This window comes from Dysosmobacter welbionis (assembly GCF_005121165.3).
Lineage (GTDB): Bacteria > Bacillota > Clostridia > Oscillospirales > Oscillospiraceae > Oscillibacter > Oscillibacter welbionis.
Map to the genome: position 1 here is coordinate 2,801,329 of NZ_CP034413.3, position 24,936 is coordinate 2,826,264.

At 63.2% G+C, this 24,936-nt stretch carries 24 protein-coding genes, 1 pseudogene and 1 riboswitch; of the genes and pseudogenes, 9 read left to right on the forward strand and 16 right to left on the reverse strand.

What is annotated here, in order from left to right; all coding sequences use genetic code 11:
• Positions 1 to 166: 166 nt before the first annotated feature.
• From EIO64_RS14635 to EIO64_RS14670, 8 genes are all read right to left on the reverse strand, one after another.
• On the reverse strand, positions 167 to 1,345 hold the full coding sequence (locus EIO64_RS14635) for a phosphoribosylaminoimidazolecarboxamide formyltransferase (protein ID WP_136891537.1): 1,179 nt from the start codon (positions 1,343 to 1,345) through the stop codon (positions 167 to 169).
• A complete protein-coding gene (locus EIO64_RS14640) occupies positions 1,342 to 2,058 on the reverse strand; it encodes an IMP cyclohydrolase (RefSeq protein ID WP_025544891.1) in 717 nt (238 codons plus the stop codon). The genes EIO64_RS14635 and EIO64_RS14640 overlap by 4 nt, the downstream gene beginning before the upstream one ends.
• Complete coding sequence (purN, locus tag EIO64_RS14645; RefSeq protein WP_119310679.1) at positions 2,055 to 2,675, reverse strand: phosphoribosylglycinamide formyltransferase; 621 nt, start codon at positions 2,673 to 2,675, stop codon at positions 2,055 to 2,057. The genes EIO64_RS14640 and purN overlap by 4 nt, the downstream gene beginning before the upstream one ends.
• Positions 2,669 to 3,703 (reverse strand): phosphoribosylformylglycinamidine cyclo-ligase, encoded by a 1,035-nt coding sequence (purM, locus tag EIO64_RS14650; RefSeq protein ID WP_119310680.1) that lies wholly within the window; start codon positions 3,701 to 3,703, stop codon positions 2,669 to 2,671. Before purM ends, purN begins: the two co-directional genes overlap by 7 nt.
• A gap of 1 nt (position 3,704) precedes the next feature.
• Positions 3,705 to 5,168, reverse strand: coding sequence for an amidophosphoribosyltransferase (purF, locus tag EIO64_RS14655; protein ID WP_136891809.1), 1,464 nt, complete (start codon positions 5,166 to 5,168; stop codon positions 3,705 to 3,707).
• Entirely contained in the window at positions 5,158 to 5,877 is a 720-nt protein-coding gene (gene purC, locus EIO64_RS14660) for a phosphoribosylaminoimidazolesuccinocarboxamide synthase (protein WP_025544893.1), read from the reverse strand. The genes purF and purC overlap by 11 nt, the downstream gene beginning before the upstream one ends.
• A gap of 196 nt (positions 5,878 to 6,073) precedes the next feature.
• Entirely contained in the window at positions 6,074 to 6,571 is a 498-nt protein-coding gene (purE, locus tag EIO64_RS14665; RefSeq protein ID WP_021749346.1) for a 5-(carboxyamino)imidazole ribonucleotide mutase, read from the reverse strand.
• Between the two features lie 22 nt (positions 6,572 to 6,593).
• A complete protein-coding gene (locus tag EIO64_RS14670; RefSeq protein ID WP_021749345.1) occupies positions 6,594 to 7,319 on the reverse strand; it encodes a GntR family transcriptional regulator in 726 nt (241 codons plus the stop codon).
• Between the two features lie 257 nt (positions 7,320 to 7,576).
• Between EIO64_RS14670 and EIO64_RS14675 the strand changes: the two genes are divergently transcribed.
• Together EIO64_RS14675 and EIO64_RS14680 are read left to right on the forward strand one after the other, a co-directional pair.
• Positions 7,577 to 8,566, forward strand: coding sequence for a 2-hydroxyacid dehydrogenase (locus tag EIO64_RS14675; protein WP_136891538.1), 990 nt, complete (start codon positions 7,577 to 7,579; stop codon positions 8,564 to 8,566).
• Positions 8,567 to 8,795: 229 nt separating this feature from the next.
• Positions 8,796 to 9,701 (forward strand): S-layer homology domain-containing protein, encoded by a 906-nt coding sequence (locus tag EIO64_RS14680; RefSeq protein WP_136891539.1) that lies wholly within the window; start codon positions 8,796 to 8,798, stop codon positions 9,699 to 9,701.
• A 172-nt stretch (positions 9,702 to 9,873) separates the two neighbouring features.
• Here EIO64_RS14680 and EIO64_RS14685 read toward each other — a convergent pair whose 3' ends face one another.
• The 6 genes and pseudogenes from EIO64_RS14685 to EIO64_RS14710 form a co-directional block, all read right to left on the reverse strand.
• On the reverse strand, positions 9,874 to 10,779 hold the full coding sequence (locus tag EIO64_RS14685) for an NAD(P)/FAD-dependent oxidoreductase (RefSeq protein ID WP_136891540.1): 906 nt from the start codon (positions 10,777 to 10,779) through the stop codon (positions 9,874 to 9,876).
• A 146-nt stretch (positions 10,780 to 10,925) separates the two neighbouring features.
• A complete protein-coding gene (locus EIO64_RS14690; protein WP_136891541.1) occupies positions 10,926 to 13,322 on the reverse strand; it encodes a ribonucleoside triphosphate reductase in 2,397 nt (798 codons plus the stop codon).
• Positions 13,323 to 13,489: 167 nt separating this feature from the next.
• A complete protein-coding gene (locus tag EIO64_RS14695; protein ID WP_021749338.1) occupies positions 13,490 to 14,185 on the reverse strand; it encodes an anaerobic ribonucleoside-triphosphate reductase activating protein in 696 nt (231 codons plus the stop codon).
• A gap of 129 nt (positions 14,186 to 14,314) precedes the next feature.
• Positions 14,315 to 15,054 (reverse strand): annotated as a pseudogene (locus EIO64_RS14700) (amino acid ABC transporter ATP-binding protein).
• Between the two features lie 4 nt (positions 15,055 to 15,058).
• Positions 15,059 to 15,937, reverse strand: coding sequence for an amino acid ABC transporter permease (locus tag EIO64_RS14705; RefSeq protein WP_119310685.1), 879 nt, complete (start codon positions 15,935 to 15,937; stop codon positions 15,059 to 15,061).
• A 91-nt stretch (positions 15,938 to 16,028) separates the two neighbouring features.
• Positions 16,029 to 16,934 carry a transporter substrate-binding domain-containing protein gene (locus EIO64_RS14710; RefSeq protein ID WP_119310686.1) on the reverse strand — a complete coding sequence of 302 codons (906 nt, stop codon included), beginning with the start codon at positions 16,932 to 16,934 and terminating at the stop codon, positions 16,029 to 16,031.
• 154 nt (positions 16,935 to 17,088) lie between these two features.
• Positions 17,089 to 17,261: riboswitch (Lysine riboswitch) on the reverse strand.
• Positions 17,262 to 17,452: 191 nt separating this feature from the next.
• Here EIO64_RS14710 and EIO64_RS14715 point away from each other — a divergent pair.
• Entirely contained in the window at positions 17,453 to 18,001 is a 549-nt protein-coding gene (locus EIO64_RS14715) for a phosphatase PAP2 family protein (RefSeq protein WP_309469879.1), read from the forward strand.
• A 44-nt stretch (positions 18,002 to 18,045) separates the two neighbouring features.
• Here the strand turns inward: EIO64_RS14715 and EIO64_RS14720 are convergent, their stop codons facing one another.
• Both EIO64_RS14720 and EIO64_RS14725 read right to left on the reverse strand, forming a co-directional pair.
• A complete protein-coding gene (locus tag EIO64_RS14720; protein ID WP_021749332.1) occupies positions 18,046 to 18,429 on the reverse strand; it encodes a hypothetical protein in 384 nt (127 codons plus the stop codon).
• Between the two features lie 186 nt (positions 18,430 to 18,615).
• On the reverse strand, positions 18,616 to 19,032 hold the full coding sequence (locus EIO64_RS14725; protein WP_136891542.1) for a hypothetical protein: 417 nt from the start codon (positions 19,030 to 19,032) through the stop codon (positions 18,616 to 18,618).
• Between the two features lie 162 nt (positions 19,033 to 19,194).
• Here EIO64_RS14725 and polA point away from each other — a divergent pair, with 162 nt between their 5' ends.
• The 6 genes from polA to EIO64_RS14755 are packed head-to-tail and all read left to right on the forward strand — an operon-like array spanning position 19,195 to position 24,924.
• Positions 19,195 to 21,843, forward strand: a complete 2,649-nt coding sequence (polA, locus tag EIO64_RS14730; RefSeq protein ID WP_136891543.1) for a DNA polymerase I — start codon at positions 19,195 to 19,197, stop codon at positions 21,841 to 21,843.
• A complete protein-coding gene (locus tag EIO64_RS14735) occupies positions 21,843 to 22,499 on the forward strand; it encodes a chloramphenicol acetyltransferase (protein ID WP_025544963.1) in 657 nt (218 codons plus the stop codon). Before polA ends, EIO64_RS14735 begins: the two co-directional genes overlap by 1 nt.
• The gene (locus EIO64_RS14740) at positions 22,496 to 22,996 is read left to right on the forward strand and encodes an AAA family ATPase (RefSeq protein ID WP_136891544.1); all 501 of its coding nucleotides are present in this window, start codon (positions 22,496 to 22,498) and stop codon (positions 22,994 to 22,996) included. Before EIO64_RS14735 ends, EIO64_RS14740 begins: the two co-directional genes overlap by 4 nt.
• Entirely contained in the window at positions 22,993 to 23,877 is an 885-nt protein-coding gene (locus tag EIO64_RS14745; RefSeq protein WP_025544961.1) for a DMT family transporter, read from the forward strand. The genes EIO64_RS14740 and EIO64_RS14745 overlap by 4 nt, the downstream gene beginning before the upstream one ends.
• A complete protein-coding gene (gene rimI, locus EIO64_RS14750; RefSeq protein WP_021749326.1) occupies positions 23,874 to 24,377 on the forward strand; it encodes a ribosomal protein S18-alanine N-acetyltransferase in 504 nt (167 codons plus the stop codon). Before EIO64_RS14745 ends, rimI begins: the two co-directional genes overlap by 4 nt.
• Positions 24,331 to 24,924 carry a GNAT family N-acetyltransferase gene (locus EIO64_RS14755; protein ID WP_136891545.1) on the forward strand — a complete coding sequence of 198 codons (594 nt, stop codon included), beginning with the start codon at positions 24,331 to 24,333 and terminating at the stop codon, positions 24,922 to 24,924. Before rimI ends, EIO64_RS14755 begins: the two co-directional genes overlap by 47 nt.
• The last annotated feature ends 12 nt before the right edge of the window (positions 24,925 to 24,936 follow it).

The window sequence follows — 24,936 nt, forward strand, 5'->3', positions numbered from 1 at the left end:
TCGTGTATAAAACAGTGTGAAGAGAGACCGGGGAAAACCGGACAGGCTTTCCCGGTTGATTTGCCATCGCAAATCAGAAAAGGAAACTTCATTGCCCCTATCCGGGCCCAGACTCGGCAGACCCGGCGGCAGGATGCCGGACAGGCCCGCTTCTCTTCAAAGACGCTCAGTGGTGGAACAGCCGCATCCCTGTAAACGCTATCACCATGCCGTATTTGTTGGCTGTTTCAATGACATGGTCATCCCGGATGGAACCGCCGGGCTCAACGATGTACTGGACGCCGGATTTTCTCGCCCGCTCCACATTATCGCCGAAGGGGAAGAAGGCGTCGGAGCCGCATGTGACGCCGGTGAGGGCTGCGATCCAGGTTTTTTTCTCCTCCGCCGTCAGAGGATCGGGGCGCACGGCGAAGGTCTTCTGCCAGATGCCCTCCGCCAGCACGTCCTCATACTCGTCGGAGAGATATACATCGATGGCGTTATCCCGGTCCGGGCGGCGAATGTTCTCCACGAATTGCAGGCCCAGCACCTTGGGATGGTGGCGGAGCCACCAGGTGTCCGCCTTGGTGCCCGCCAGGCGGGTGCAGTGGATGCGGCTCTGCTGGCCCGCTCCCACGCCGATGGCCTGTCCGTCCTTCACGTAGCAGACGGAGTTGGACTGGGTGTATTTCAGGGTGATGAGGGCCACGATCATGTCCCGCTTGGCCGCTTCCGGCAGGTCCTTGTTCTCCGTGACAAGGTTGGTGAGGAGCGCCTCATTGATCTCAAAGTTGTTCCGCCCCTGTTGGAAGGTGACGCCGAACGCGTCCTTGTACTCCTGGGGGGCGGGGACGTAGTCCGGGTCGATCTGCACGACGTTGTAATTGCCCTTCTTCTTGGTTTTCAATATCTCCAGGGCTTCGTCGGTGTAGCCGGGGGCGATGATGCCGTCGGACACCTCATATTTCAGATACCGGGCGGTGGCGGCGTCGCACACGTCGGAGAGGGCCGCCCAGTCCCCGTAGGAGCACAGCCGGTCCGCACCCCGGGCCCGGATGTAGGCACAGGCGATGGGGGAAAGGTCTGCGCCCTCCTCCACAAAGTACATCTGCCGCTCCACATCCCTGAGGGGGTTGCCCACGGCGGCCCCGGCGGGGGACACGTGCTTGAAGGACGCGGCGGCGGGCAGGCCGGTGGCTTCTTTCAGTTCCCGCACCAGCTGCCAGGCGTTCAGCGCGTCCAGAAAGTTGATGTATCCCGGCTTGCCGTTCAGCACCGTGAGGGGCAGGTCGGACCCGTCCCGCATGAAGATGCGGGCGGGCTTCTGGTTGGGATTGCAGCCGTATTTCAGTTCCAGTTCGTTCATGCCTGGGTCTCCTTTCCGGAATACTTGTTGACGATGCGCTGCTGGAAGTCCCGGGTCTCCAGGTCTGTGAAGCGGACGAAGAGGGAGATCCTGTTGGCCTCGTCCAGAGCGTCCCAAACGGCGCTGGCGAGGCTGTCAATGTCCCCTTCCACGGCCACCTGCTCCGGCTCTCCGGCAAAGGAGGGCAGGGGATCGCCGTCTCCGGCGTAGGTGTGGAGGAAGTGGCCGGTCCCCGGCTGGCCGGGATACTCGAAGGTCTGCCGCAGGCAGCGTCTGCCGGTCCCGTCGGCGGCTTTCAGGATGGACAGCTTGTAACTGCCGTTGGGCCCCAGCAGCCCGGAAATCCGCGGGGTCCAGTTGGGACCGTCCGGCTCGAATTCCCGCGTGCGGAGGGCCTGCTCCATGGGAAGGCCCTGCTTTAAAAACTCCAGGATGGTGTCCGTCTGGTCCCCGTTGGTGACGATGAGTCCCCGGCCCATCTGCCGTACCGGGTGGTAGATGATGAGGCTGGGGTCCTCCATCCTGGCGGGGTCCGCCGCCTGGGTACGGATGCCGTCCGGCTCCTCCGCGAAGACGCGGTTGCGGCTGTTGGCGCTGCGGCCCATGATGAAATAGACGGCCACGGACGACTTGCCGTCCGGCGTCATGCCCAGCACGATCCCACGGCCGGGATAGGGATTGCCCCGCAGCAGGGCACATAAATCCTGTTTCACAGATGCTCCTCCTTTTCCGTGGCGATGTGGGCGGCCAGCTGTTCTGCGGCCTGGGGCAGCAGCACCCACTCCGCCTGTTCCATGACCCGGCGCTGCAAGGTTTCCGGCGTGTCGCCGGGCAGAATGTCCACCGCTTTCTGCAGCAGGATGCGCCCCCCGTCCGGGATCTCGTTCACCAGATGGACGGTAGCGCCGGTGACCCTGACGCCACGGCGGAGGGCTGCCTCATGGACCTTCAGCCCGTAATACCCCTTCCCACAGAAGGCGGGGATCAGGGAGGGATGGACGTTGACGATCCGGTCCGGCCAGCGACGGACGAAGTCCGCGGACAGGATGGACAGGAACCCGGCCAGCACGACCAGATCCACCCGGTACTGCGTCAGCGCCTCCATCAGCGCCGCCTCAAACGGCTCCTGCCCCAGCTGCTTCCGGGACAGGGGAATGGCAGGCACGCCGCGGCGTTTTGCCCGCTCCAGAGCGTAGGCTTCGGGATTGCTGGAGAGGACCAGCACGATCTCCACGTGGGGCAGGGCGCCTGCTTCCTGAGCGTTCAGCAGCGCCTCCAGGTTGGTGCCGCCGCCGGAGACCAGCACAGCGATACGGGCCTTGTTCAGCATAGGATCACCCGTTCCTCTCCGGAGATCACCTCACCTATCACATAGCCGGGGCAGCCGTGCTGGGCCAGGGCGGAGAGGGCCTGGTCCGCCGTGTCCCGGGAGACGATCACCGCCATGCCGACCCCCATGTTGAAGGTGTTGAACATGTCCCGCTCCGGGATGTGGCCGGTCTCCCGGAGCATTTTGAAGATGGGTGGCGTCCGGACGGCAGCCTTCTCAATTTTCACCGTCATCCCATCCGGCAGGCACCGGGGGATGTTCTCATAAAAGCCCCCGCCGGTGATGTGGCTGATGCCGTGGACCTCTGCCGCGTCGATGGCGGCCAGCACCGGCTTCACATAGATGCGGGTGGGGGTCAGCAGGGCCTCGCCCAGGCTCTCCCCCAGATCTTCACAGTAGACCGTCAGATTGGCATGCTCCACGTGAAAGACCTTCCGCACCAGGGAGAATCCGTTGGAGTGGAGGCCGGAGGAGGGCAGGGCCAGCACCACGTCCCCGGAGCGGACCCGGTCCGGGTCGATGATATCGCCCTTGTCCACGATGCCCACGGAAAAGCCCGCCAGGTCGTATTCCTCCGGCGCCATGATGCCGGGGTGCTCGGCAGTCTCGCCGCCGATGAGGGCGCAGCCCGCCTGGACGCAGCCCTCTGCCACGCCGGAGACAATGGCGGCCACCTTCTCCGGCACATTCTTGCCGATGGCGATGTAGTCCAGAAAGAACAGGGGCTTTGCCCCGCAGCAGATGATGTCGTTGACGCACATGGCCACGCAGTCCACGCCCACGGTGTCGTGCCGGTCCAGCAGCTGGGCGATGCGGATTTTGGTGCCCACCCCATCGGTGCCGGACACCAGCACCGGCTCACGTATGCCGGTCAGGTCCGGGGCGAACAACCCGCCAAAGCCTCCAATGCCGGACACTACCCCGGGGATCCTGGTCCGGGCCACGTGGGGGGCCATCAGCTTCACACCGGCGTAGCCTGCGGTGATGTCCACGCCGGACTTCCGGTAGCTCTCCGAATAACTCTCCATATCAGGTCCTCTCCCTCTCACTGATCTTGCACTCGAATCGGTCTTTGCCGCCGTCCTGGGGCACGGCGGTGGGGTAGCCCCCGCCGAAGCAGGCGGTGCAGAAGCCGCACTGGGTATTGTCCGCCAGCTTCACCACGTCCTGCAGGCTCAGATACCCCAGGGAATCCACACCGATGATCTTTGCGATCTCCTCCACCGAGTGGTTGTTGGCGATGAGCTTGCTGGGGTCATCGATGTCCGTACCGTAGTAGCAGGCGGCCACAAAGGGCGGCGCGCTGACCCGCATGTGGATCTCCTTCGCCCCGGCTTTCCGCAGCAGGTCGATGGTCCGGCGGCAGGTGGTGCCCCGGACGATGGAGTCGTCGATCAGCACCACCCGCTTGCCCTCCACCACGGAGCGGATGGGGTTCAGCTTGATATTGACCTCGTTTTCCCGCATGGCCTGAGTGGGGGAGATGAAGGTGCGGCCGATGTACTTGTTCTTGATGAACCCCATGCCGTAGGGGATACCGCTCTGCCGGGCGTAGCCCAGGGCGGCGTCCAGGCCGGAGTCCGGCACACCGATGACGATGTCCGCCTGGACCGGGTGCTCCAGGGCCAGGAAGGCCCCGGCCCGCTGCCGTGCCACGTGGACGCTGGACCCGTCGATGACGGAGTCCGGCCGGGCGAAGTAGATGAACTCGAACACGCAGAGCCGCTTGGGGACCTTGCCGCAGTGGCGGGTGTCGGACTTGACGCCGGACTTGTCCGCCACCACGATCTCCCCGGGCAGGATGTCCCGCTCGAACCGGGCGCCGATGGCGTCCAGGGCGCAGGACTCGGAGGCGAACACCACGCCCCCGTCCCGCAGTCGTCCCATGCACAGCGGCCGGAAGCCGTGGGGGTCCCGGACGGCGATGAGCTTGGTGGGGGAGGAGATCACCAGGGAGTAGGCCCCCTCGATCCGGTCCATGGCGGCGGAGACCGCCTCCTCGATGGAGGGGGCGCGCAAACGCTCCTGGACGATGATGTAGGCGATGACCTCGGAGTCCGTGGTGGTCTGGAAGATGGAGCCCTGGCTCTCCAGCTCCTGGCGCAATGCGTGGGAGTTGGTGAGGTTGCCGTTGTGGGCCAGGGCCATGCGGCCCTTGTAGTGGTTCACCAGGATGGGCTGGACGTTCCGCTTGTTGTCGGACCCGGTGGTGCCGTAGCGCACGTGGCCTACGGCGATGGTGCCCGTGCCCAGGGAGCGGAGCCGCTCCGCCGGAAACACCTCGTTCACCAGCCCCACATCCCGGTACGCGGTGAACACGCCATCATCGTTCACCGCGATGCCGGCGCTCTCTTGGCCCCGGTGCTGGAGGGCGTACAGGGCGTAATAGGCCAGGGGGGCCACATCCGTCGTCTCCGGCGCGTACACGCCGAACACGCCGCACTCCTCTTGGATGTGGCGGGCCGGGAGCACGGCGCTCAGCTCAGTCGGCATCATGGGCAAGCAGTCTCTGCATGACCTCGGCATAGGCGCCCTCCACGCCGCCCAGGTCCCGGCGGAAGCGGTCCTTGTCCAGCTTCTCATGGGTCTTTTCGTCCCAGAGGCGGCAGGTGTCGGGGCTGATCTCGTCCGCCAGAACGATCGTGCCGTCGGTCAGTCTGCCGAACTCCAGCTTGAAGTCCACCAGCGTGACGCCGCACTCTGCCCAGAAGGCCTTGAGAATGTCGTTGACGGCAAAGGCGTACTTCTTGATGGTCTCGATCTCCTCCGCTGTGGCCAGCTTCAGCGCCAGGGCGTGATAGCTGTTCAGCAGGGGATCTCCCAGTTCGTCGTTCTTGTAGGAGAACTCGATGGTGGGAGCGTCGAATACGATGCCCTCCTCCACACCGTACCGCTTGGCGAAGGACCCGGCAGAGAGGTTGCGGATGATAACCTCCAGCGGCACGATGGAGACCTTCTTCACCAGGGTCTCCCGCTCACTCAGCTCCTGAACGAAGTGGGTGGGAATGCCGGCCTTTTCGATCCGCCGCATCAGATGGTTGGTCATCTGGTTGTTGATGACGCCCTTGCCCGCAATGGTGCCCTTCTTCAGGCCGTTGAAGGCGGTGGCGTCGTCCTTGTAGTCCACGATGTAAAGTTCCGGGTCGTCGGTGCGGAAGACCTTCTTGGCCTTTCCCTCATAGAGCTGTTCCAGCTTCTGCATGGTGCGTTCGTCCTTTCTTTCTGTTGAGAGATTAGATATTTGAATAGGCAATTGATAAACCATTAGAAAAACGGAAGGGAAAGAGAAAATAGAAATGAGAAATCAGAAATCCGGCCGCGGGATGGCGCGGATACGGAACTTTGAGCCGTCCGGTCAGGACGGACTCAAGACTTTCCGATTCCTCATTTCCGATTTCTCACGATTTCAGGAGTTCCTCCTGGAGCTTGGCGTCCTTCTCGGCGATCTGCTCCGCCATCTTCCGCCGCTCCGCTTCCAGGCGCCGGGTCAGGGCCTCGTCCTCCACCGCCAGGATCTGGGCGGCCAGCACAGCAGCATTTTTCGCGCCGTTCAGTGCTACCGTAGCCACCGGGATGCCGCCGGGCATCTGGACTGTGGCCAGCAGGGCATCCAGTCCATCCAGGACGCCCCCCTTCATGGGAATGCCGATGACAGGCAGGGTGGTGTTGGCGGCAAAGGCCCCCGCCAGATGGGCAGCCATGCCGGCGGCGCAGATGACCACGCCGAATCCCCGCTCCCGGGCGGACTTGGCGAACTCAGCCGCCTGGGTCGGCGTCCGGTGGGCGCTGAGGATATGGGCCTCATAGGGGATGTCCAGGGCGTCCAGCTGGGTACAGGCCCCTTTGACCACGGGCCAGTCACTGTCGCTGCCCATGATGACGGCAACTTTTTTCATCGCAAGCGCTCCTTTCTGCGGCTCAGAGTTTTTTCCGCATGACGGTGTGGCGGAAGATGCCGTCCACAAAATACTCGCTGGAGCAGAACACGGGGCGTCCGTCGATGTCATAGTCCACCTCTTCCATGTTCAGCAGCGGCGTGCCCATGGGCACCTGGAAGATCTCCGCCAGGGCGGCATCCGCCGCGGCGGGCCGCACGTCTGTCAGATCCAGATAGGGATAGATGCCGCAGAACCGCTGGAGGAAGTGGAAGATGGGGAGCTTGAAGTCCTGGATGGTGTAATCCCCCTTGGCCAGGGCCTTTTCCACCACGTCCTCGCAGTAGATGGCGGGCCGGCCATCCGCGGTGCACAGCCGGGCGATGCGGATGATGGGGGTGTCCTCCGGAATGCGGAGCTGAGCGGCCACCTGGGCATCGGCAGTCCCATCGGAAACCCGGACAAAGGCCACCGCCGGCTCATGTCCGCTCTGGCGGATCATGTCCAGGAACTCTACCTCAATGTCCATGCGGGTCTGGACGTTCAGCACATGGCGGTTGATGATGGTGCCAACTCCGTGGCGGCGGGTGATGAAGCCCTCCCGCTCCAGAGAGGCCAGAATGTCCCGCAGCTGCGTGCGGCTGATTCCCAGCTTCTCTGCCAGGACACTCTCCCGGGGCAGGCGCTCGCAGCTGGCGTAGGCACCGTCCTTCATGTCGGCAAGCAGCTGAGAGCGGATGGTCTTGGTCTGGGCCGGCTGACCGCTCATAGTCACACCTCTTTCTGATCTTAAAATAGGTAATACCATAAAAGTCATACCTATTGTACCGGATTTTCTCCGGCGCCGCAACTGGCAGATTTGACAGATTCCGCCCTCCTTTTTTGCCCCGGCATATCCAGTCTGCTGTTGACGGCAGGACGCACGGGCCGGAGGCGTTTGTACGGCCGGATTTCGTGGGTTTTCACCGTGGACAACCGCCGGGGGGATGTTATAATGGAGTTGAACGAAAGAGGGAGGCGTTATCCGTGAAGATTGTGATCCTGGGTGCGGAGGCCCGTTACCGGGCCTATCAGCCCGCGATGCCCTTCATCCAGCAGCAGGAGCTGGTATTTCTGGACAAGGACAGCACGGAGGCAGAGATTCTGGCCGCCGGCGCTGATGCGGAGGTGCTGTTCGTGGACGCCATCACGGTGGTGTCCGCTGCTCTGATGGAACACATGCCCTGCCTGCGGCTGATTCACTCGGAGGGGGTGGCGTTTGACCGCATTGACCTCTCCGCCGCCCGGGAGCGGGGCATTTACGTCTGCAACAACAAGGGCTGCAACGCCGGGGCCGTGGCGGAGCAGACGGTCCTGCTGATACTGATGCTCCTGCGCCATGCCCTGGAGGGGGACGAGGCCGTCCGGGCGGGACGGCAGATGGAGATGAAAGAGCGGTGCATGGTGGAGGGGATCACGGAGCTCTCTGCCTGCAAGGTGGGCCTGGTAGGATTTGGAGACATTGCGCGGGCCGCGGCGGAGCGGCTGGTCCCCTTCGGCTGCGAGCTGTACTACTACACCAAGCACCGCCGCTTGCCGGAAGAGGAGAAAAAATACCACGTCACCTACCTGCCGTTGGAGGAGCTGGCGGAGAAGAGCGACATCGTCAGCCTCCACTGCGCTGTCACGGAGGAGACCCGGAATCTGGTGGATGCCGCTCTGCTGCGGCGGATGAAACCCACAGCGTACCTCATCAACACCGCCCGGGGAGACCTTGTGGACAACGAGGCCCTGCGGCAGGCCCTGCTGGAGGGGCGAATCGCTGGAGCGGGGTTGGACACGCTGTCCCCGGAGCCGGTGCCGGCGGGGCACCCCCTGACGGCGCTGCCGCCGGAGGTCCATCGGAAAGTGGTCCTGGCACCCCACCTGGGCGGCATTACAGAGGCATCCTTCCGTCGGGCCCATGCCCACATGTGGCGAAATGTGGAGCATTTGGCTGCGGGAGAGCGGCCGGACAACATCGTCAACGGCCTGTGATGCTCGCCGACGGTAAAAAATTCTGCCGGAGATGAAACAAAACCTATGGAAAAATCGTCTAATTCCTATAAAGACCTATGGTAGAAGGACCATGTGCGGTTTGAAAGTCCTGCGCGCGAGCTGTGGGTCTGTATGCGGAAAACCCTCATGCGCCAACCGGCTTGCCTGTTCTCATGGCCCGCACGGCGCATGGAGTCAGGAAAAACAAAGAAGGGGAGCGTGACGCCGAATGAGACGTCGGATCTGGAGAGGTTGGATATTGTGCCTGTGCGCCTGCTTGCTGCTGTGCGGTGCCGCCAGCGGGACTGGAAGCACACCGCCGGACGCGGTGAGCCGCGGGGCCTTTGCAGACGCCCTGTATGACGCCCATGTGGCCCACGGCGGCGCTCCTGTGGTCAGCGAGGGCAGCTCCGCACCCTTCCGGGATGTGGGCTCCTGGTCTCCGTATTTCGAGGCGCTCTGTTGGGCTAAGGCCAGCGGCATCGCAGGGGGCTATGCAGGCGGTGCCTTCCGTCCTGCGGCACCGGTGACCCGCCAGCAGGCGACGGTGATGCTGTACCGCTATGCCAAGACCACGGACCTGCCGCTGGAGAAGGGGAGCGACCGGGATCTGGCCGGATACCGGGACGTGGATACCATCCCAACCTGGAGTCGGGAGGCTGTCCAATGGGCCGTGCGGAACGGCCTGTGGTTCTCCGGCAGCGCCACGGAGCTGCAGGCGGCGGAGAACGTCTCCTGGGAGGAGCTGGCCGTTCTGACCCAGCGGCTGTTCCTGGGCGGGATGCCCGCGGCTGCCTTGTCTGCGGCGCCGGAGGGGCTGACGATGGAGCTGCAGCAATGCACTACCACCGGCGCGGTTGTGGTACTGCAAAATGCGGCGGAGGAGACCTTCTCCTATGGGGCGGACTACGGTCTCTATCGGCAGGTGAACGGCGGCTGGTATCAGATGAACAAGGAAATGGACACCATCGCCATTGCCTATGAGCTGGCCCCGGGAGAGAGCCGGAAGCTTACCCTCAGCTGGGGAGAGCTGGACTGGGGCGGCGTCCTGCCCGCCGGGACCTACTGCGTGGCGCAGGGCGGGCTGCTGGGAGAACAGCAGGTCACCGTCTCCGTCACCTTTGCCATCAAATAAACGCCAGGCGGCCGCCGAAAAACCGGCGGCCGCCTTTCCATTGGGTGAACGGTGTCTTGCGATCCCGCCCAGACCGAAAAATCTCCCCCTCTTCTGGAGGAGTGAAGAGAACAGCACAGGCCGCCGGGAACGCCCGGCGGCCTGTACGGATTCTTGAGAAGGTGGCCCGGCGTCAAACACAGAAGCGGCAGGCCGCCAGGGCCGCCACAGCGCCGTCCGCGCAGGCGGTGGTCAGCTGGCGGACCTCCTTGGCGCGGAGATCCCCTGCCGCAAAGATGCCGGGAATCGGCGTCAGGCAGTCCTCCCCGGCGGCGATAAAGCCCGCTTCGTCCACCGGCACCCCCAGAGACCGGGCCAGCCGGCTCTCCGGCAGCAGACCCACCGCCTGGAACAGCGCAGAGACCGGCAGGTGGGAGACTTCTCCCACAGCGGTGTTCCGCAGGGTCAGGCCGGTGAGGCGTTCCGATCCCTCCAGGGCCTCCACCACGGTGGACCGCAGCAGCGTGAGGTTGGCGGTCTTCTCCGCCCGCTCCACCAGAATGGGATCCGCCCGGAAGTCCGACCGCCGGTGGATCACCGTCACATGGCGGCAGATGTCTGCCAGATACAGCGCATCCTGCAGGGCGGTGCTGCCGCCTCCGGCCACTGCCACATCCTGTCCGGCGTAAAAGGCTCCGTCGCACACAGCGCAGAAGGAGATGCCGGCCAGACGATCCTCGCCCGCAAGGCCCAGGGTCCGGCGCCGCATCCCGGCGGCCAGGATTACCGCCCCGGCGGTATAGGCACCGTAGTCGGTGACCACCCGGCTGGGCGTGCCGCTCTGGATCTCCAGCGCCTCCTCCAGTTCGATCCGGGTCCCCAGGGCCTCGGCCTGGCTGTACAGCCGCTCCGCCAGTTCAGCGCCGGACACGGCGGGCAGGCCCGGAAAGTTTTCCACCTTGGGAGAGGAGGCGATCTGCCCGCCGAAGCTCTCCCGTTCCAGCAGCAGAACGGACTTTCCTGCCCGGCGGGCGTAGACGGCGGCGGTGAGCCCGGCCGGGCCGCCGCCCACGATAATGATGTCGAAATACTGGTCCATAGATGTTCCTCTCTGATGACTGACAGAAGATAAGGGAGACTTCGCAGTCCCCCGCATAGTAACCGCTGTACCGCGGGTGCTGCTCCGCAGAGACGGCATTTTGGAGCTCGGAAAAGGAGGGACGAGAGTCCCTCCTTTTTCGTTGTTTACACGCTCTGCGAAGTGGCGAATTTTTTGATGGTGGAGGCGTTCACCAGCTTCTCCACCTGCTCTCCGTGGCGGACGATCAGGGTGGGGGCCTGCTGGATACCGTACCGGGCCACCAGCTCCCGATGCTCGTTCACGTCCATCACCTGATAGGCGATGCCCGCCTTCTCCAGCTCCCGCTCGGCGATGCTGCAGTTGGGGCAGGTCTTGGTGGTGAAGAGGAACAGGCCGTCCTCGCCCCACTCCGCCGGTGTGCTGGGCGCGGTGCCGGCTGCGGGCTCCGTCGCAGCATCCCGGTCGCAGAGGCGGCGGCCCTCCAGCCGGGAGTTCTCCACCTGGTACTCCTGCCGGTCCTTGAACTCCTGGACCTTGCCGTCGTTCCAGTTCTGGACAGGGCGGTAATAGCCGGTGATGCGGCTCCACACCTCGCAGGTCTTCCCACACTTGGGGCAGGTAAAGTGCTCGCCCGAGAGATAGCCGTGGTCCGGACAGATGGAGTAGGTGGGGGACATGGTGTAGTAGGGGAGCTTGAAATTCTCCGCGATCTTCCGCACCAAATTGGCAGCCGCCTTCCAGTCCGGCAGCTTCTCACCCAAAAAGGCGTGGAACACAGTGCCGGAGGTGTACAGGGTCTGCAGGTCATCCTGGATGGCCAGGGCCTCGAAGATGTCGTTGGTGTAGCCCACCGGCAGGTGGGAGGAGTTGGTGTAATAAGGCGTGTCACCGGGGTTCTTGGCAGCGGTGATGATATCGGGATACAGTGCCACGTCATGCTTGGCCAGCCGGTAGGTGGTGGACTCGGCGGGGGTGGCCTCCAGGTTGTAGAGGTCGCCGTACTGCTCCTGATAGTCCATCAGTCGCTCCCGCATGTGGTTCAGCACGTCCTTGGCAAAGGCCTGGGTCTCCGGATGGGTCAGGTCCTTCCGCAGCCACTTGGCGTTCAGACCCACCTCGTTCATGCCGATGAGGCCGATGGTGGAGAAGTGGTTGTCAAAGGTGCCCAGGTAGTATTTGGTGTAGGGGTACAATCCCGCATCCATCAGCTTGGTGATGACGGTGCGCTTCACCTTCAGGCTCCGGGCGGCGATGTCCATCATGTGGTCCAGCCGCTCATAGAACTCCTCCGGCGTCTGGGAGAGGTAGGCGATCCGGGGCAGATTGATAGTCACCACGCCCACGGACCCGGTGGACTCGCCGGAGCCGAAGTAGCCGCCGGACTTCTTCCGCAGCTCCCGCAGATCCAGCCGCAGGCGGCAGCACATGCTGCGCACGTCAGAAGGCTCCATGTCAGAGTTGATGTAGTTGGAGAAATAGGGGGTGCCGTACTTGGCGGTCATCTCGAACAGGAGGCGGTTGTTCTCCGTGTCGGACCAGTCAAAGTCGCGCGTGATGGAATAGGTGGGGATGGGATACTGGAAGCCCCGGCCGTCGGCGTCGCCCTCGGTCATGATCTCGATGAACGCCTTGTTCACCATATCCATTTCCTTCTTGCAGTCGCCGTAAGTGAAATCCTGCTCCTTGCCGCCTACGATGGCCGGCAGGTTCTCCAGGTCACGAGGCACGGTCCAGTCCAGGGTGATGTTGGAGAACGGCGCCTGGGTACCCCAGCGGGAGGGAGTGTTCACGCCGAACACAAAGGACTGGATACACTGTTTAACCTCTTTCTGGGAGAGGTTGTCCACTTTCACAAAGGGGGCCAGATAGGTGTCAAAGGAGCTGAACGCCTGGGCGCCGGCCCACTCGTTCTGCATGATGCCCAGGAAGTTCACCATCTGGTTGCAGAGAGTGGAGAGGTGGCTGGCCGGGGTGGAGTTGATCTTGCCCGGGATACCCAGGCCCTGCTGGATCAGCTGCTTCAAACTCCAGCCGGCGCAGTAGCCGGTGAGCATGGAGAGGTCGTGGAGGTGGATGGCGCCGCTCTTGTGGGCGTCGGCAATCTCCTGGTCATAGATTTCAGAGAGCCAGTAGTTGGCGGTGATGGCGCCGGAGTTGGAGAGGATCAGGCCGCCCACGGAGTAGGTGACGGTGGAGTTCTCCTTCACCCGCCAGTCGTTGATATGCAGGTAGTTGTCCACCAGCTCCTTGTAGTCCAGCATGGTGGAGTTCAGGTTGCGGATCTTCTCCCGCTGCTTGCGGTAGAGAATGTAGGCCTTGGCCACGTCGGCATAGCCTGCCTTGCTGAGAATGTCCTCCACGCTGTCCTGAATGTCTTCCACGGTGATCTTGCCGTCATGGATCTTATCCTGGTAATCCGCCGTGACCCTCAGGGCCAGGAGATCAATGATGTCCGGATTGTACTCCATGTGGGTGGCCTCAAAGGCCTTGGTGATGGCGGTGCTGATCTTGGAGATGTCGAAAGAGGCGATCTTTCCATCCCGCTTGACAACCTGATACATGAAACCCCTGCTTTCTCTATGATAAATTCAATTCCCTGCTCCTGACAAGTCAATGGGCGCTGACGCGCCCCGTATTTCCCATTCTACCACTTCCTGGGGGCTTGTCAATTAGAAATGCCACTATATCTTGTATGCATTTTCTGTGAAAACGCTGAATTTTTCCATATCTAGTCAATGCCGCGCAGCTCCACAGCTCCAAAGAACGGCCGGACCCGCTCCGCAAAGCCCTGCAGCTGCTCTGCTGTAAAGCCGTGATATCCCCGGCCGATCAGATTGCCGGAGTCCACAAAGTTCTGAAGATAGTACCGGGGTGCCCCTGCCAGCCAGGCGGCGATGGCGTCCAGGTCCTCCGGCCTGTGGAGCTCCCGCACCAGGGTGGTGCGGAACTCATAGTCCACGGTGCTTTTCCGCAGCAGACGGATGCTCTCCTCCACCGGGGCGGGGTTGAAGCCCGGTATGCCGACGGTTTCGGCATACCGCGCCGGAGCGTTTTTCACGTCCATGGCCACATAGTCCACAAGGCCCTGGTTCAGGATCTCCGCCAGCCGGGCAGGATCACAGCCGTTGGTATCCAGCTTCACGGCAAAGCCCAGTTCCCGCACCTTCCGCAGAAAATCCGCTGCGTCCGGCTGGAGCAGCGGCTCCCCGCCGGTGAGGACCACCCCGTCCAAAAGCCCCCGGCGGGAGGCCAGGAAGTCCAGCACCTCCTGCTCCGGGATCTCCGGCGTCTCCGCCAGCCGGGTCACCAGCAATGCGTTGTGGCAGAAGGGGCACCGCAGGTTGCAGCCGCCGGTGAACACCGTGGCCGCCAGCTTTCCCGGGTAGTCCACCATGGCCAGTTTCTGAAGTCCGTGAATGTGCATGGCCGGATCCCTCCATAAGCACAAGATGTTGCTATTCTAAACTGATTTTTCCACAAGAACAAGTGGTGGACGCAACAAAGACAAAAAAGTTCCCGGAGGCAGAGCCTCCGGGAACGGGAAAGACGGGATTCAATTCTTGCGGAACCGGGAGAGGAAGTCCTGCGTCTCCTGTTTCTGGGGATTGCCGAAAACCTGCTCCGGCGTGCCCTCCTCGCAGATGACGCCCTGGTTCATGTACACCACATGGCTGCTGACGTCCCGGGCAAAGGCCATCTCATGAGTCACCACCAGCATGGTCATGCCCTCCTGGGCCAGGTCCTGCATGACGGAGAGGACTTCTCCCACCATCTCCGGGTCCAGGGCGGAGGTGGGTTCGTCGAACAGCAGCACCTCCGGCTCCATGGCCAGGGCCCGGGCAATGGCCACCCGCTGCTTCTGGCCGCCGGAGATCTGCCGGGGCTTGGCTTGGATGTAAGGCGCCATGCCCACCTTTTCCAGATACTCCATGGCCCGCTTCCGGGCGGTCTCCTTGTCCTTTTTCAGTACCTTGATCTGCCCGACCATGCAATTTTCCAGCACGGTCATGTTGTTGAACAGGTTGAAGGACTGGAACACCATGCCCACATGGGAGCGGTACTGGGGGCATTGACCTTGGGACCGGTGACGTTCTGGCCGCGGTAGAGGATCTCGCCGCTGGTGGGGGTCTCCAGCAGGTTGATGCACCGCAGCAGGGTGCTCTTGCCGGAGCCGGAGGCACCAATGATGCTGGTGACATCGCCTTTTTTCACGGTGAAATCGATGTCCCGCAGCACTTCGTGGCTGCCGAAGGACTTGCTCAGATGCCGGATCTCTAAAATCATATCGTCCATGTTGTCAGCGATCTCCTCTCGTACGGCCGTGCTGCAATTCCTGACGGACCCGATCCCGGTACTCTTTGCTCCGCTCATCGAAGGGAGTGCCCCGGTCCGGGTGGCTGTATGTGCCGGCGGCCATGGTCAGATGGTCCGTCTGTGCCAGCTTGTAATCGCTGCTGCCGTCCATTCGCTTTTCCAACCAGCGCAGCAGGAAGGAGGCGATCAGCGTCATGGTGAGGTACCCGGCCATCTCCACCACGGCGGAGGGGAAGTACAGGTAGCTGGCGCCCACCGCCGCCCGGTGGGCGGAGAAGAAATCGGGGAAGCCGATGATGAACATGACGGACGTATCCTTCACATTGATGATGAAGTTGTTGCCGATCTGGGGCAGGATATTCCGGATGGCCTGAGGCAGGATCACATGCAGCATGGTCTGCACATGGGTCATGCCGATGGCCTTGGCGCCCTCGGTCTGGCCGGGGTCGATGGAGATAATGCCGCCCCGGACGGACTCGGCCATGTAGGCGCCGGTGTTGATGGACACCACCAGAATGGCGGCCATCCAGATGCTGTCAAACCGCACGGCGTTGTCCGTAAAATAGGGCAGGCCGTAATAGAGGAACACCGCCTGCAGCACCATGGGGGTACCCCGGAAGATCTCCACGTAGATCCGGACCACTGCCCGGATCAGCGCCAGAAAGAACCGCTTGACGGGCGGGGCGTTCTTGCTGTGGGGAATGGTGTTCAGAATGCCGCAGACGAATCCGATCAGGCAGCCGATGGCGGTGGCCACCAGTGCCAGAATCAAGGTATTGCGGATGCCGGGCAGATAGTGGGACACGCCGTAGTTCGACCAGAGCTTGGCAATGTCGGATGCCAGCTGGAACAGTTTCTCCATGGAGGCAGACTCCCTTCGGTAAAGAGTTGATATGCGGGAAGCAGGCGGGAGGACAGACTGTCCTCCCGCCGCGGGTCATTCTGGAAAGTGTTTACTCGCTCAGGGGCTGAATGGCGATGGCCTCGTTCATCAGGGTGTTGAAATCGTCCGCCGTCATAGTGGAGAGCACGCTGTCAATGGCCTCCTTCAGCTCGGTGTTGCCCTTCATCACGGAGATGCCGATGTTGATCTCGCCCTCGTCAACCTCAAAGTTGTCGTCGGAGTCTGTGAAGTCCAGAATCTTCATGTCGGGATAGGCGGCCACGGCACCCATAGCGGTGGGCATATCGGTGCAGATGAAGTCCACGGCGTCGGTCTCCAGGGCCATCAGCATGGCGGGGGCGGTCTCCGCGGCAGTCTGGACCTGGGCGCCCTCGATCTGAGGCAGGCAGGAGTCATACCAGATGGTGGCGATCTGCGCGGTGCAGGTGCCGCCGGAAAGGTCGCTGATGCCGGCGGCGTTGGCATAGGGGCTGTCCGTCTTGGTCACACAGACGATGGAGGCGTAGTAGTAGGGGCCGGCGAAATCCACCTGCTCGCTGCGCTCGGCAGTCATGGACTGGCCGGCAATGACGGCGTCAAAGGTACCGGTCTGCACGCCGGGAACCAGAGAGTCCCAGTCGGACTGAACCACTTCCAGCTTCCAGCCGTTGGCCTCGCAGATCTGCTTGGCGATCATCACGTCGTAGCCGTTGGCATAGGTGCCGGGCACGTTGGAGATGGGCACAGCGCCGTTGGAGTCGTCGCTCTGACTCCAGTTGTAAGGGGCGTAGGCGCACTCCATGGCGATGGTCAGCACGCCGTCCTCCACGCCGGAGGAGCCGGCGGTCTCCCCGCCTTCAGCGGTGGTGCCGGAATTGCCGGAGTCGGCAGTGTCGCCGGAGCTGCCGGTGCCGCCGCAGGCGGCCAGGGACGCTGTCATGGCCAGAGCCATCAGCAAGGTCAACAATCTCTTCATGTTTCTTCACCTTTCTCATCTCAAAAAAGATTCCGCGGCGGTCACAGACCTCCTCCGCGCCTGCCGCCGGCGGAGAGGAGAAAAAATGGACCGCTTTGTCAAGCGGTCCATGGAAAATACGGAAAGAAGCCCCCGGCAGGGACGATCCCGAACAGCCATTGATAGCGCTTCACAAAGGTTTGTGACAGTCCGGCAGGTATTCCCTGACGGCCCAGCACCAGAAGGACAGGCATCGTCCCGGCACTTCGGCGGCGGACCCTTCCCCGTCCGGCGGCTGCCTGGCCTTGCCGGAGCGGTACTGATGAACGCCGCGCCTCTATCTGAGCGATCCAATTTTGAAGGTATCCTATCACGTTCTCGGGGAGATGTCAACGCCCCTTCCCAGAAAAATGCCAAAAATCCCGCAGATTTGTGCAGATCATAGAAGAAAATGCCAAAACCGTTGCGCACTGTGGGGAAAATGTGGTATGATGCTCCCTGCACACACGGCGCAAGCGCCGGGAGAGGAGTGTGGAAGTATGATGCAGGCGGCGGAACTGGCGGTGCTGGACTGGCTCCAGGCCCATCTGCGCTGCGATTTTCTGGACGCGGTGATGCCGTGGATCAGCCGGATCTGCGACCACGGAGAGATTTGGATCCTGCTGGCGGCGGTGCTGCTGCTTCTGTGGAAGCACCGCTGGACAGGGATGTCCCTGTCCTTTGCGCTGATTCTGGATCTGATCTGCTGCAATATCGTTCTGAAACCCCTGGTCGGCCGGGTCCGGCCCTTCTTGGTGAATACCGCGGTGGAGCTGCTGACAGCACCCCCGGCGGACGCATCCTTTCCCTCGGGGCACACGGCGGCGTCCTTTGCGGCGGTGTTCGCCCTCCGGGCCTCCGGCAGCCCCCTGTGGAAGCCTGCCCTGGTACTGGCGGCTGGGATCGCCTTCTCCCGGCTGTACCTGTACGTCCACTGGCCCACCGACGTGCTGGGGGGCATTCTGGTGGGCGCCGCCGCAGGCTGGGCAGGCGCGCGGCTGGCAGACGCCCTCCGCCGCAGGCGGGAGCGGCTGGGCCGCAGGGCATAGCGGAAAAAACGGACCGGACGGCTTGCCGTCCGGTCCGTGCGGCTTCACGCGGCGTTCTCCCTGGCCTGAAGATATTTCTTCACAGCGAAGATGCCCGCCACCGCTGCCACGCCCAGTAGCGTCTCCGCCGCGTCGGTGTGGCTGACGATCATCTGCCGGACGATGGTGAACAGCAGCACGTCCACCACCGCGTCGGCGGTGTGCAGGGCCAGCATCTTCACGAACTCAATTCCCATCACCAGCAGCAGTGTGGCGGAGAGGAAATCCCCCAGGGCGAAGGCCTCTGGGGAGAGGAGCAGGGTCCGGCCAGTCTCCCGGAACAAAAATACCGCCCCGCAGACGATCACCAGCAGGATCACGGCGGCGATGAGCAGCTCCAAAGCACGGGCGGCCTTCAACAACAGGATGTGGGCGGGATGACGGTTCATGGTGCCTCCTTGCGCCGCGGGGCGGCAGAATGAAGATAAGAAATAAAAAGGGGGATAAGAGATGCCCCTCTCCGGGAAGTATCTCTTATTCTTTTATCTGGGCCTTGGACTTGCAAAAACGAAGAGCTCGTAAAAATGTAGGGGCGGCAATCTGCCGCCCGGCGGGAATAGTGTGGGGGCGTCGTGTTACCCCTCGTCGATGTCGAGGCTGCCGACGGGAGCCCCGGAGGGCAGAAATTTTTCGCCGTCGGACACTGTCAGGTACATAAAGCCTGTGGAATCCGCTGATTGGTACACCAGCGTACGGTCCTCGACGGCAAAGCGGTTGACGAATTTTTCATCATCTGTGGTGAGGATCACGGTGTCTCCGTCCAGTTTCCAGGTGCCGAGCCCAAAATAGCTGCTCAGGGCTCCTTCGGAACATCGCATACTTCCGTCACTGTTGAGGGCGATATAGAAATCGCTCCCAAACCCCTCTTTTTCGTAGATGTAGACCTGGTCGGCGAGGTCGTCGGCGGTTACCGCTGCCGGCTGGCCGGAACAGCCCGCCGCCATGAGAGTAAAGAGCAGGAGCAGGGCGGAAAACAGACGGCACTTCATCATGATGTAGCCCTCCTTTCCATGATCCGAAAACAGGACCGCCTCTCCATCAATCTATCACAGACGGCGGCCCATTGCAAGGCAAACCCGCCTTGCGTAAACGCCGGATTTGGGATATACTATATCTCTATGGAAAAATCAGCCTGCGGGCAGGAGGAACTCCCCATGAAGCTCATGGTCATCGACGGCAACAGCATCCTGAATCGGGCCTATTACGGCATCCGTCCTCTCACCACACGGGACGGGCTTTACACCCACGCCATCTTCGGATTTCTCACCACGCTCCTTCGACTGGAGGGGGAGGAGGCACCGGACGCGTTGTGCGTCACCTTCGACGTCCACGCTCCAACCTTCCGCCATCAGGCGTCGGAGGCCTACAAGGCCACCCGCAAGCCCATGCCGGAGGAGCTCCGGGTCCAGGTGCCGGTGCTGAAAGAGGTGCTGGACGCCCTGAACATTCCCCGTTATGAGCAGGAGGGCTGGGAGGCCGATGACCTGATCGGCACCATCTCCCGCAAGTGCGAGGCGGACGGCTGGGACTGCGTGGTGGTCACCGGCGACAAGGACAGCCTGCAGCTCATTACCGACCACACCATGGTGAAGCTGGTGTCCACCCGCATGGGGCAGACCACCACCAAGGATATGACGGAGACCGCCTTCCAAGAGCAGTACGGCTTCGCCCCCATCCACATGATCGACCTGAAGGCCCTGATGGGGGACAGCTCCGACAACATCCCCGGCGTCCCCGGCATCGGGGAGAAGACCGCCATGGCCCTGATCCAGCAGTACGAGAGCATCGACAACCTGTACGCCAAAATGCCGGACATCGAGGCCAAGCCTGCCGCCATCCGCAAGCTGGCGGAGGGGGAGGAGAGCGCCCGGGAGTCTTACTGGCTGGCCACCATCGTTACCGACGCGCCTCTGGACTTCCATCCCGAGGAGAACCTGTGCCGGAAGCCCGGCCCGGACGCCTACCCGCTGTTTTTGAAGCTGGAGTTCACCAAGCTGATCGAGAAGTTCGGCCTGTCCCCGGCGGAGCAGCCAGCGGCGGAAAGGGCGGACTTCACCATGACCGTGGAGCAGGTCACAGAGCCTGCTCAGACGGAGCGGCTGCTGGCCCTCTGGCGAGCGGCGGACCATGTATCGGTGCTGGCCCTGCCGGACCTGACGGGCCTCTCTGTGGTCTGCCGGACCGGGGCGGACACCGGCGTCACGGCGGAGCTGTTCTTCGACAAGTATCAGGGGGACTGGAACGCCCTTTTGAACGCCCTGTTCGCGGCGGACGTCCGCAAGGTCTCCCACAATGTCAAGGACCTGACGCGGACGCTGCTGGAAAACGGCCTGCGGGCGGAGGGCTTCGTCTTCGACACCGCCCTGGCTGCCTACCTGCTGGACGCCACGGCGGGGAGCTATGACCTTGCCCGCCTGTTCGTCGCCTATTTCAACGAGGAGCTGCCAAAGGCCCTCTACCTGGAACCGGACGCCTTCTCCCTGCTGGGGGACGCCGCCGCGGCGGAGGCCAGCTTCGACAGCTACGCCGCCGCCGTGGACTCCCTGTACGGCGCCCTGGCGGAAAGACTGGCGGAGCGGGGCCAGATGGACCTGCTGCATGAGATCGAGATGCCCCTCTGCGCCGTGCTGGCGGAGATGGAGACCGCCGGATGCAGGGTAGACGCCAAGGCCCTCGGTGCTTTCGGGGATCTGCTGGCCCGGCGGAGCGCCGAGCTGGAACAGCAGATCTACGCCATGGCGGGGGAGGAATTCAACATCAACTCCCCCAAGCAGCTGGGGGAGATCCTCTTCGGCAAGCTGGGCCTGCCCCATGGCAAAAAGACCAAGACCGGCTGGTCCACCAACGCCGATGTGCTGGAAAAGCTCCGGTACGAGGCCCCCATCGTGGGGGCGGTGCTGGAGTATCGCCAGTACGCCAAGCTGAAATCCACCTATGCCGACGGCCTTTTGAAGGCCATGGACCCGGACGGCCGGGTGCGGACCAGCTTCCAGATGACGGTGACGGCCACGGGCCGCCTCTCCTCCACAGAGCCTAATCTCCAGAACATCCCCACCCGCACGGACCTGGGCAGCGAGATCCGGCGGATGTTCATCCCGGCGGAGGGCTGCGTCCTAGTGGACGCCGACTACTCCCAGATCGAGCTGCGGCTGCTGGCCCACATGGCTGGGGACGAGGCCATGATCGCCGCCTTCCGCTCCGGCGGGGACTTCCACGCGGAGACGGCGGCCAAGGTGTTCCACGTGGCGCCGGACCAGGTAACTCATGAGATGCGCCGCCAGGCCAAGGCAGTGAACTTCGGCATCGTCTACGGCATCTCCGCCTTCTCTCTGAGCCAGGACATCGGCGTGAGCGTGGCGGAGGCCAAGGCGTATATGGAGGCCTACTTCGCCACCTTCCCAGGCGTCCGGACGTATATGGACGCCATTGTGGAGCGGGCCAGGGAGCAGGGCTATGTGGAGACGCTGTTCCACCGGCGGCGGGACCTGCCGGAGCTGAAGTCCTCCAACTTCAACCTCCGCTCCTTCGGGGAGCGAGTGGCCCTGAACATGCCCATCCAGGGCACCGCGGCGGACATCATGAAGCTGGCTATGGTGGCGGTGCGGAAACGCCTGCGGCAGGAACTGCCGGAGGCCCGTCTGGTGCTGCAAGTCCACGACGAGCTGATCGTGGAGTGCCCGGAGGCCCAGGCGGAGACCGCCGCGGCGCTGCTGAAGGAGGAGATGGAGAACGTGGTGTCCCTCTCCGTCCCCCTAACGGCGGACGCCCACTGGGGCAGAAACTGGCTGGAGGCCAAGGGCTGATGGGATTTCAGAAGATCGACTACGCCGCGTGGCCCCGCCGTCCGTATTTTGAGCATTACCACCGGGACGTGCCCTGTTGGTACAGCATGACGGTGGACGTGGACATCTCCGCCCTACTGCCCCGCCTGCGGGGGTCGGGACTCCGGTTCTATCCGTCGGTGATCCACGGCATCTCCCGGATGGTCAACGCGGACCCGGCCCTCCGCATGGCTATGGACGAGACGGGGGCCATCGGCGTCTACGACCGGGTGGACCCCACTTATACGATTTTTCACAAGGACGATGAGACCTTCTCCGTCCTCTGGACCGCCTACCAGCCGGATCTGCGGGCCTTCTGCCAGGACTGGGAGGCGGACCGGACCCGCTATGGGGACATCCACACCTTTGAAGCCCGCCCGCCGGAGGCGGGACAGGGACTCTTCAACATCTCCGCCGTGCCCTGGGCCTCCTTCCGAAGTCTGCACCTGGAGCTGCCGGAGGCCAACGACTACCTGCTGCCCATCTTCACCCTGGGCCGCTACCGGAAGGAGAACGGCCGCACCCTGCTGCCTCTGGCCATGCAGGTCCACCACGGCGTCACGGACGGCTTTCACGTGGGGCGGTTCTTCAACCGCCTCCAGGCCTGGGCGGACAGTGCGCCGGAGATGGGCGCATGAAGCGCCTGTATATGATCGGCGGTCCTATGGGCGTGGGAAAGACCGCCGCCTGCCGCCAGCTGCAGCAGCTGCTGGACCGGAGCGTGTTCCTGGACGGGGACTGGTGCTGGGATGCCCACCCCTTTCAGGTGACGGAGGAGACCCGGGAGATGGTGTTGGAGAACATCTCTTTTCTCCTGAACAGCTTCCTCCGCTGCTCCGCCTATGACCATGTGATTTTCTGCTGGGTCCTGCACCGGCGGGAAATCTGGGAAGACCTGCTCCGCCGCCTGACGGAGCCGTATGTCCTGCGGGCCGTCTCCCTGGTCTGCACACCGGAGACCCTGCGGTCCCGGCTGGAGGGAGATATCCTCGCCGGAAAGCGAATACCGGATGTGTTGGACCGGAGCCTGGCCTACCTGCCGCTGTATGATGCCCTGGACATCCGGCACCTGGATGTGACGGCTTTGACGCCCCGGGAGACGGCGGAGTGCATCCGAAGGGAGGGCGGCGCATGAAGCGGCTGATCGTCCTGCTGGGCGTGGCTGGGGTGTCCCTGTCGGCGGTGTTTGTCCGGTGGTCCACGGCGCCGTCCCTGATCCTGGCGCTGTACCGGATGGCCTTTTCGGCGGCGCTGATGGCGGTCCCGGTACTGGCGGGACGAAGGCGGGAGCTGAAATCCCTGACCCGGCGGGACGTGCTGCTGTGCCTTGCCAGCGGCTTGTTTCTGGGCATCCACTTCGCGGCGTATTTTGGGGCCCTGCGGGCCACCTCCATCGCCTCGGCGGTGGTGCTGGTGGATACGGAGGTATTCTTTGTGGCAGCGGCCTCGGCGTTGTTTCTGGGGCAGCGGCTGCCCCGCCGGACCTGGCCCGCGGTCCTGCTTGCCTTTGCAGGCAGCGCGGTGGTGGCGCTGGCAGACAGCGCCGCCGGGACGAATGCGCTGCTGGGAGATTTGATTGCCCTGGCCGGCGCCGCCGCCATGGCGGTCTATACCATGATCGGAACGGTCTGCCGGCAGCGGCTCTCCACGTCAGTGTACACCTTTCTGGTGTATACGTCCGCCGCGGCCACGCTGCTGGCTGCGGCCCTGCTGAGCGGAACGCCGCTGGCCGGCTACGGTCCGGTGAACGGGCTGACGGCCCTGGGCATGGCGGTATGCTGCACCCTGCTGGGACACAATGTGTTCAGCTGGGGGCTGAAATATCTGCCGCCGGCCTTCATCGCCACGGTCAAGCTGATGGAGCCGGTGTTCGCCTCTGTCTGGGGACTCCTGCTCTTTGGCGAGCGGCCGGGCTGGCTGACGGTTGCCGGAGGCGCGGCGGTCCTTCTGGGCGTGGGGCTGTATGCCCGTACCATCGGCGGGGATGCCGGAAAACGAGAGGAGAGAGAACCATGAGAGAACAGATGCACGTGCGCATCGTCCCCATGACCGGGGACCATCTGGACGAGGTGGCGGAGCTGGAACGGATCTGCTTCACCACCCCCTGGTCCCGGAACATGCTGGTGGAGGAGCTGCAGAACGACTGCGCCGCCTTCCTGGTGGCCCTGGATGACGAGGACCACGTGGCGGGCTACGCCGGCCTGCTGGTGGTGCTGGACGAGGGGTACATCACCAATGTGGCCGTGCGGCCGGAGTGCCGCCGCAACGGCATCGCCCAGAAGCTGCTGCAAGTGTTCCTGGACTTTGCCCAGGCCCACAAGCTGGCGTTTCTGACGCTGGAGGTCCGGGCCTCCAACTACGGGGCCATCGCCCTGTACGGCAGCCGGGGCTTCCGCAGCGTGGGCAGGCGGAAAAACTATTACGAGCATCCGAAGGAGGATGCCATCATCATGACAAAGGAGTTTACCGATGGAACTGAGGATCCCGACACTGGAGCAGCTGCGGACGGTCTATGACCGGGACCTGCGGACAGCATTTCCCGCAGCGGAGCTGAAGCCCCTGAAGAATATGGAGGAGATGTGGGCCGAGGGGCGGTACCGCCCCTGGTGCCTCTTTGACGGGGACGACATCGCCGGCGAGGCATTTTTATGGCTGGGCCACCCCGGCTGGGCCCTGCTGGACTATCTGTGCGTGGCCGCAGACCGCCGGAACGGCGGCCTGGGCTCCGTGATCCTGGAGAAGCTCCGGGAGGCGGAGCGGGGCAATGTGATCTTCGGAGAGAGTGAGATCCCTTGCTACGCCCCGGACCCGGCCATGGCAGAGCGGCGGCTGGGCTTCTATGCCCGCAACGGCGCCCGGACCGCCGGGTATGACACGGAGATGTTCGGCGTACCCTACAAGACCCTGTACTGGGCGGAGGGGAAAGTGGACGAGTCCGCCCTGATGGAGGAGCACCGCTTTATCTATGCCAGTACCTTTGCGCCGGATAAATTCCGCAGATATGTCCGCATCCCCTTTGATCCAAATGGGACGCCGGGCGAGAGAGTATCCTGGCAGCAGTGACGGAAAAGAGAG

Coding starts and splice junctions, on each gene's coding strand:
- EIO64_RS14635 (WP_136891537.1), bottom strand. CDS start 1,345: ATGAACGAACTGGAACTGAAATACGGCTGCAATCCCAACCAGAAGCCC.
- purN (WP_119310679.1), bottom strand. CDS start 2,675: ATGCTGAACAAGGCCCGTATCGCTGTGCTGGTCTCCGGCGGCGGCACC.
- purM (WP_119310680.1), bottom strand. CDS start 3,703: ATGGAGAGTTATTCGGAGAGCTACCGGAAGTCCGGCGTGGACATCACC.
- purF (WP_136891809.1), bottom strand. CDS start 5,168: ATGCCGACTGAGCTGAGCGCCGTGCTCCCGGCCCGCCACATCCAAGAG.
- purC (WP_025544893.1), bottom strand. CDS start 5,877: ATGCAGAAGCTGGAACAGCTCTATGAGGGAAAGGCCAAGAAGGTCTTC.
- purE (WP_021749346.1), bottom strand. CDS start 6,571: ATGAAAAAAGTTGCCGTCATCATGGGCAGCGACAGTGACTGGCCCGTG.
- EIO64_RS14670 (WP_021749345.1), bottom strand. CDS start 7,319: ATGAGCGGTCAGCCGGCCCAGACCAAGACCATCCGCTCTCAGCTGCTT.
- EIO64_RS14680 (WP_136891539.1), top strand. CDS start 8,796: ATGAGACGTCGGATCTGGAGAGGTTGGATATTGTGCCTGTGCGCCTGC.
- EIO64_RS14685 (WP_136891540.1), bottom strand. CDS start 10,779: ATGGACCAGTATTTCGACATCATTATCGTGGGCGGCGGCCCGGCCGGG.
- EIO64_RS14690 (WP_136891541.1), bottom strand. CDS start 13,322: ATGTATCAGGTTGTCAAGCGGGATGGAAAGATCGCCTCTTTCGACATC.
- EIO64_RS14695 (WP_021749338.1), bottom strand. CDS start 14,185: ATGCACATTCACGGACTTCAGAAACTGGCCATGGTGGACTACCCGGGA.
- EIO64_RS14705 (WP_119310685.1), bottom strand. CDS start 15,937: ATGGAGAAACTGTTCCAGCTGGCATCCGACATTGCCAAGCTCTGGTCG.
- EIO64_RS14710 (WP_119310686.1), bottom strand. CDS start 16,934: ATGAAGAGATTGTTGACCTTGCTGATGGCTCTGGCCATGACAGCGTCC.
- EIO64_RS14715 (WP_309469879.1), top strand. CDS start 17,453: ATGATGCAGGCGGCGGAACTGGCGGTGCTGGACTGGCTCCAGGCCCAT.
- EIO64_RS14720 (WP_021749332.1), bottom strand. CDS start 18,429: ATGAACCGTCATCCCGCCCACATCCTGTTGTTGAAGGCCGCCCGTGCT.
- EIO64_RS14725 (WP_136891542.1), bottom strand. CDS start 19,032: ATGATGAAGTGCCGTCTGTTTTCCGCCCTGCTCCTGCTCTTTACTCTC.
- polA (WP_136891543.1), top strand. CDS start 19,195: ATGAAGCTCATGGTCATCGACGGCAACAGCATCCTGAATCGGGCCTAT.
- EIO64_RS14735 (WP_025544963.1), top strand. CDS start 21,843: ATGGGATTTCAGAAGATCGACTACGCCGCGTGGCCCCGCCGTCCGTAT.
- EIO64_RS14740 (WP_136891544.1), top strand. CDS start 22,496: ATGAAGCGCCTGTATATGATCGGCGGTCCTATGGGCGTGGGAAAGACC.
- EIO64_RS14745 (WP_025544961.1), top strand. CDS start 22,993: ATGAAGCGGCTGATCGTCCTGCTGGGCGTGGCTGGGGTGTCCCTGTCG.
- rimI (WP_021749326.1), top strand. CDS start 23,874: ATGAGAGAACAGATGCACGTGCGCATCGTCCCCATGACCGGGGACCAT.
- EIO64_RS14755 (WP_136891545.1), top strand. CDS start 24,331: ATGGAACTGAGGATCCCGACACTGGAGCAGCTGCGGACGGTCTATGAC.